We start from the raw sequence: 1,347 nt of genomic DNA, 5'->3' as shown, positions 1-1,347 counted from the left end.
CACTCGTTCTGTGGAAATATTCCGCCGAAGGAGTACGAAGGCGCCTTCTTTAAGGCGCAGGAATCTGCTATGTCATTCGCAAGTTCGCAGGAATCGTAGCCTCCAAGATTCCCGGGGCGGTCCACGGTGCAGGAAGGCCATGAGGATGATCTGGCACGCGGCCTCGTGGTACCCCTCCTGCTGGATGAGGACTTCGCCGTGTTCGCGCCAGAACACGACGAACTCCTCCAGCAGGCGTGGCAGGTCGAACCGCCCGTCGGGGAGCACGAAGCTGTGCGGATCGGGGCGCACGTACTGCTCCGATGGGTCGCCCAGCACGCGCAGGAGAACCTCCCGGTAGATCGGGTTGGCGATCTCCAGAGGGAGTTTCTGCGTGATCAGCCCCAGATCGCGGGCGTAGGCCAGGTCATCGGACAAGGCGGGGCCGGCGCCGGGGTACTCCCCAGCCACGATCGGTTCGACCACTCGCTTGACCCGGGGTTCATGCAGCCGGGCGACCAGAGAGTCCAGGTGGGTGGCGTGTGCCCGGATCAGCCGCTCTTTTGCGTCCTCCACCTGTCTGTCACCGATCGTCCCTGTCACTTTCATCTTGAAGGTGATTTCATGGGCGAGGGCGTTGACCAGCCAGGGTTGTCCCTGGGTCAGTTCGAAGACGCGGTCCACCGCGTCCTTGGTGAAGTTTTCGCCAGTCGCCCGGGCGTGCTGGTCGTAGAGCTCGGCGATCTGGTCGGCAGTGAAGTCACCCAGGCGCAGCGACTCAGCGATGATGTTGAATGGGCTGATCGGGCTGGATCGGCCGGGGTCGCCGCCGGAGGCGACCTTGTAGTCACGCACGTCGCGCAACCCGCACAGCACCACCGACGCAGGGAACGGATAGCCGTCCGGCCGTATGTTGTGACCGTCGCGGAGCTGGCTGAGGATGCTGATCAGGCTCTCGCCCTGCAGGGCGTCGATCTCGTCCAGGAACAGCACCACCCGGCGCGGGCAGCGCCGGCACCATGCGCTCAGCGCCTCACCGAACTGGGTTCTCACCGGATTCTGCGGCCAGGGGTCAGGCGGCAGCAGTTCTTCGGGCCATCCCGACAGGTCGGCGGCCCTGCGGAGGGACTTCAGCAGAATCGTCTCCGCGGCGTCGATGTCATCGCCCACGGTCCCGGCGCGCTCGCAGGAGAACGACAGAGCGGCGATGTCGCCTTCGGCGGTCAGGTCGGAGGCCAGGGCCTTCCGCGTCAGAGTCAATGAACCAGTCCCGGTCCGAAACACCCATCAACCGCGGGTAGTTTGATCACTCCGTGGAAGAGGTTGGAGCAGGTGGCAGGACCACAGCAGGACCCCAAGCAGTCCCCG

1 protein-coding gene is annotated in these 1,347 nt (G+C 64.9%); it reads right to left on the bottom strand.

Going from position 1 to position 1,347, the window contains the following annotated elements; all coding sequences use genetic code 11:
* Positions 1–72: 72 nt before the first annotated feature.
* Positions 73–1,239: a hypothetical protein gene (locus ABGB18_RS49290; RefSeq protein ID WP_347702653.1), complete on the bottom strand. Its 1,167-nt coding sequence runs from the start codon at positions 1,237–1,239 to the stop codon at positions 73–75.
* Positions 1,240–1,347 lie beyond the last annotated feature (108 nt).

Origin of the sequence: Nonomuraea sp. B12E4, from assembly GCF_039871825.1 — a bacterium.
Taxonomy (GTDB): Bacteria; Actinomycetota; Actinomycetes; order Streptosporangiales; family Streptosporangiaceae; genus Nonomuraea.
Note: the sequence above shows the minus strand (reverse complement) of the source record. Positions and strands in the feature narration are given on the sequence as shown.